The organism is Rhizobium sp. MHM7A (genome assembly GCF_005862215.1).
In the GTDB taxonomy this organism is placed as follows: domain Bacteria; phylum Pseudomonadota; class Alphaproteobacteria; order Rhizobiales; family Rhizobiaceae; genus Rhizobium; species Rhizobium bangladeshense.
The window spans coordinates 1-4,510 of the sequence record NZ_VCHT01000045.1 but is presented as its reverse complement, the minus strand read 5'-3'; the positions used below and the strand labels follow the sequence as shown (position 1 = coordinate 4,510).

Here is a 4,510-nt window from a genome sequence, read left to right as displayed (position 1 = left end):
TGGCTGGAGCAAAAACATGGCGCCAGATCACGTCGCACCTGGCGCAAGCTGCATCTGGCAGTGGATGCCAAAAGTGGCGCGATCATTGCCCATGGGCTGACAGACCAGAAAACGGATGATCCTTCCCAGGTGGCACCGCTGCTCGATCAGATCGACGGCGAGATCGACCAGTTCACGGCCGACGGAGCCTATGACGGCAAACCAACCTATCGGTCTATCCTGCAGCACAGCGCAACCGCGAACGTCGTCATTCCACCGCGTTCGACGGCGGTGGAAAGCAATGGTGATACAGGGCCACCTGATCAAAGAGACAAGCACATAGCGGCGATCGCAAAAGACGGTCGGCTGCAATGGCAGGCGGCCACCGGCTACGGCAAGCGTGCACTGATCGAAACCGCCATCGGGCGATACAAGGGGCTGATCGGGCGACGTGTGCGGGCTCGTTCGTTCGCCACCCAGCAGACAGAGGTCGCCATCGGTTGCATCGTTCTCAACCGCATGCTGGCATGTGGACGCCCGGAGTCTGTCCGGCGTCAAGTCAGGCAGGCATAACCGACAACATCAAAGGCCGAAATGCGTTCGATTTCATATCCGCGCACCAACGCCTACTCAGCGAGAACCGCCGGGGGTCTTGCGCGATCGTTCGACCACGCGACCCCTGCGAAAGGGCTGCGGTTGATTAGGATCGACCTCTTGAGGGTCGGGCTCACGGCGGTGTTGCTGCCTTGCGCGTTCATCGGCTTCGCGCTGTTCACGGGCAGCTCGTTGGGCCCGGGTTTCGATGCTGCTGGGGGCGTAGCGACGACGCTTACGTTGCTCCGGGCGCTCCGAATCGAGCTCTTCGGGCCTTTGGACGTCCCGCCTTGCGCGTTCATTGGCTTCGCGCTGTTCACGGGCAGCTCGTTGGGCCCGGGTTTCGATGCTGCTGGGGGCGTAGCGACGACGCTTACGTTGCTCCGGGCGCTCCGAATCGAGCTCTTCGGGCCTTTGGACGTCCCGCCTTGCGCGTTCATTGGCTTCGCGCTGTTCACGGGCAGCTCGTTGGGCCCGGGTTTCGATGCTGCTGGGGGCGTAGCGACGACGCTTACGTTGCTCCGGGCGCTCCGAATAGAGCTCTTCTGGCCTTTGGACGTCCCGCCTCGCGCGTTCATCGGCTTCGCGCTGTTCACGGGCAGCTCGTTGGGCTCGGGTTTCGATGGCGTAGCGACGACGCTGCCGTGGGTGCTGGTGTGTATTGGAACCGCCGTCTTCAGTTTCCGTCTCCGGGCGCCGACGACGCCGGGCTTGGCGCTGTTGCTCGAAACCGCTCTCGTCCTGTGTACCGTGCCCCACAGCTTGCCCCTGCCCACCGGAATCACTTCGTCTTCTTGAGTCAAAATCGTCGTCAATACGAACTTCATCGGCCGTATTGTCGCGGGTGGCCGGTCGAGCGTTGCTCCCGGATGCTTGCCTAGGGGCGTCTCCGTGACTTGGTCCATGTGGACCGCCGCCGGGCCTTAGGGCCCTGTCGGCGTCGCCAAGGTTTAGGGGGCTGGATGATCCTCGGGGAGTGGCGGGAACATCGGGTTCTGGGTGCGGGCGAATCGCAACTGTTTCTCCAGCCCTCTGCCTGCGTCGGAACTCCGCATAGGTAATCGGTCGCTCCATGATGCCGCGCTCAGCACGCGAGGTCGCATCCAATTCGATACCGTTGTCATAGGCGGCATCAACAAGTGCTGCGCGCATATTGTTGTAATTGTGATGGGGATCGCGGCGCGAGATTTTCAACCAGTGGCCTTCCAGCGCCCTGCGATTGACCACAACATGCAAATGTGGATGTTGCCGGTCGACATGAAAGGCAGTGATGTAGTCGAATGTACCGCCCTGGCGCCCCGAACCGAATACGTTTTCCGCCCACGCCCGGCCCGCAGCGTGTGCGTTGTTGGTATCGGTCCCACGCGGAAAGCTGACGATTATGTGAGTGGTCAGGTCCTGGTTGCTTTCTGCCTCTGGCTGGCCAGGTTGATAGTTGCCGGTTTGCTCGGCCCAACTGCGTGCCATCTCGAAAAGGCGATCGTATGGCACCGCAACACTCTGAAGACGCGAGGATCGCAGGAGGTCAATGGTGCCCTCGCGAGACAGGTAATTCAGCTGATCCCGGATTTGGCGTGCGGTACGAGCGCCGCCTCGAGGCACAATTCTTATGATGGCTTGCGGGGGCATCTTGGCCACCTGACAGCGACGTTCCCAGAAAATCCTCTCACCGTTCGCTCTCCTGTAATAATCTTCGGCCATCTTGCCGCCGTCGGGAAACGTTCAGTATTGTGCGAAGCAGGGCGTCGAGGGCGGCGAATTCTTGGCCAAACTGCTGCCTATGGCTCTCGAAGCGTTCGATATCCACTCTACCATCGCGACTTGCAATCCGGCTCATGTCGTTGAGCGCATCGGCAATTTGATCAATGCTGCTGGTGATTTCTTGGAGGTTTTGGCGAGTGTAGGCGTCAATTTCCAGGAAGCCTGCTATCCGACGCACTGCGATGCGGAGAGCTAAATTGCTTGTCAGCCCGAGCGTCAGCAATTGTTCCGAGAAAGATTCAAATTCGGCCGACCGCAACCGCACGCTGACTATCTTATAGCCGAGCGGGTCAACTATTGCTGCGCTTCGTCTTCTACGAACAGGAGCATCACTGAACAAGTTAGGGGAGTAGTCCTCTGTCATTTCTCTGACCCGCAGTCGTAGAAATAGTCGACGCAATTTTACACCGGAAACTAGCAGACATTCTTATAGAGATATCCACGGTAAATGGAGTATGCGAATGGTTACAGGTGTAACTGATTGCGATGAAGCACTCACTATTATAGGCTGGAATTTCGTTGCCACAGGCGAGCTTCATGATTAAATCAGTACTTAATACAAAACGATTGTAGATTTTATGGAAGCATCAAGGCGCAGTCAAAACTACGACATGAAACTGATTACTTGCTGCTCATTCAAAGGCGGAGCGGGTAAAACCACAGCCTTAATGGGGCTGTGCTCCTGGCTTGCCTCCAAGAAGAGGAGGGTTGCGTTGTTCGAAGCTGACGAAAACCGTCCCCTTACAAAATGGAAAGAAAACGCCCTTCGCAACGGCGCTTGGGATCATCAATGCGAGGTGTTCGTCGCCGATGAGTTGCCTCTACTGGAGGACGCATATCAACAGGCTGAAGCTGCTGGCTTCCATTATGCGCTGGCCGACACCCATGGCGGTCTGAGTGAACTGAACAATGTTATTGTTGCCAGCTCCGACTTTCTGCTGGTGCCTACCATGCTGACACCTCTGGACATCGATGAAGCGCTTGCGACTTATCGCTACATCGTCGAGCTGCTACTGGCAGAGGAACTGCAAACGCATACCGCCATTCTTCGCCAGCGAGTTCCTGTTGGGAGACTGACGGTCTCGCAACAGACCGCCTACGATATGCTAGAGCGTCTGCCAGTGTTTGATGTGCCCATGTATGAGCGTGATGCCTTCGCGGCCATGAAGGAGCGGGGGATGTTGCATATAACGGTGGCGAATCTGTCCCACGCTCCCGCAATGCGACTAATGTTGCGTAACAACCGCCGCGCATTGGATGAGCTTGCCATGATCGGTGCCTTCGTAGAGAAGGCGTTGGAGGGTTGATGTGGGTATCCGCAAACCGGCTGTTTCGGCGCAGGAAGCGCGCCGACTTGCGACGGGCCAATCGGCGAGGTCGTTCCAAGAGAGTATGCTGGCCTCCTCAAATCCGCGAGTAGCGATCGCACCAATCGAGCCGACCAGTCGCCAGACGGGCGATAGAACAGTACCTTCCCAAGCTTTGCCCGCGAGAAGGACCGTTCTTCTTGCGAATGAACGCCACGACGAAGATCCGAAGGTGCAGGTGTTTCTGTCAGCGGCGCTTCCCGCCCGCGGCATCTCCGCGACTTTTGACGCGTTAAGTGCCGAGTCTCGCCCTGCCCGGGCCCTGCAGCTGATATTGCGGCGTGCTTTGGACGACTACGAGTTGATGCTGTCCAACGGCTCGTTCGCCGAAATCGCGCATGCCTATTCCGTTGAGGAGCCGCTATCTATCGTTGCGACGTCGCGCATGATGCCGCGACGGCTGGTCGATATTGCCCTCGCCCATTTTGATCCGTTGGGTTTCAATAGTGCCCGGGCCTTCGGCCGTAAACTTGCTAGCTCGGCTCTTTGCATTTTCTTTAACAACGAAAAGAAAGTTACCCACCGACAGCGCTGATGGGGACGTTCGTGGCTGACTGACACTGCGGGTGCAGTGGCAGTGCCTGAATTGGCGCAGCAAAAAGTGAATGTGGCCACGTGAGGCCGAGCCTGGACTTTTCAGGCAGGCCGTGCACTCAGGGGCTTCCCACGCGGCCCTCGCCTGGCGTCGATGGGTTCGAATTTGTGCTGCGGAGTGGCGTTGGTGCACGGATGAGCCTTGGTGCACGGATCGTTCAGCGGTCGTGGTGTAGGCGATCGGCAACCTCAATAACCGATCTGTGACCTTGATG

At 58.0% G+C, this 4,510-nt stretch carries 5 protein-coding genes; 3 read left to right on the top strand and 2 right to left on the bottom strand.

Annotated elements, in window-relative coordinates:
- The coding region (locus FFR93_RS40025) for an IS5 family transposase (RefSeq protein WP_138397188.1) at positions 1-552 on the top strand (552 nt) is incomplete at its 5' end.
- A 57-nt stretch (positions 553-609) separates the two neighbouring features.
- On the opposite strand, the gene FFR93_RS40020 is transcribed toward FFR93_RS40025, so the two are convergent.
- Entirely contained in the window at positions 610-2,274 is a 1,665-nt protein-coding gene (locus tag FFR93_RS40020; protein WP_246661433.1) for a relaxase/mobilization nuclease domain-containing protein, read from the bottom strand.
- The gene (virD1, locus tag FFR93_RS40015; RefSeq protein WP_138397187.1) at positions 2,240-2,698 is read right to left on the bottom strand and encodes a T-DNA border endonuclease subunit VirD1; all 459 of its coding nucleotides are present in this window, start codon (positions 2,696-2,698) and stop codon (positions 2,240-2,242) included. Before virD1 ends, FFR93_RS40020 begins: the two co-directional genes overlap by 35 nt.
- Positions 2,699-2,945: 247 nt before the next feature.
- On the opposite strand from virD1, the gene FFR93_RS40010 reads away from it, so the two are divergent.
- Both FFR93_RS40010 and FFR93_RS40005 read left to right on the top strand, forming a co-directional pair.
- On the top strand, positions 2,946-3,641 hold the full coding sequence (locus tag FFR93_RS40010; RefSeq protein ID WP_138397186.1) for a conjugal transfer ATPase VirC1: 696 nt from the start codon (positions 2,946-2,948) through the stop codon (positions 3,639-3,641).
- Position 3,642: 1 nt separating this feature from the next.
- On the top strand, positions 3,643-4,236 hold the full coding sequence (locus FFR93_RS40005) for a conjugal transfer protein VirC2 (protein WP_138397185.1): 594 nt from the start codon (positions 3,643-3,645) through the stop codon (positions 4,234-4,236).
- Positions 4,237-4,510 lie beyond the last annotated feature (274 nt).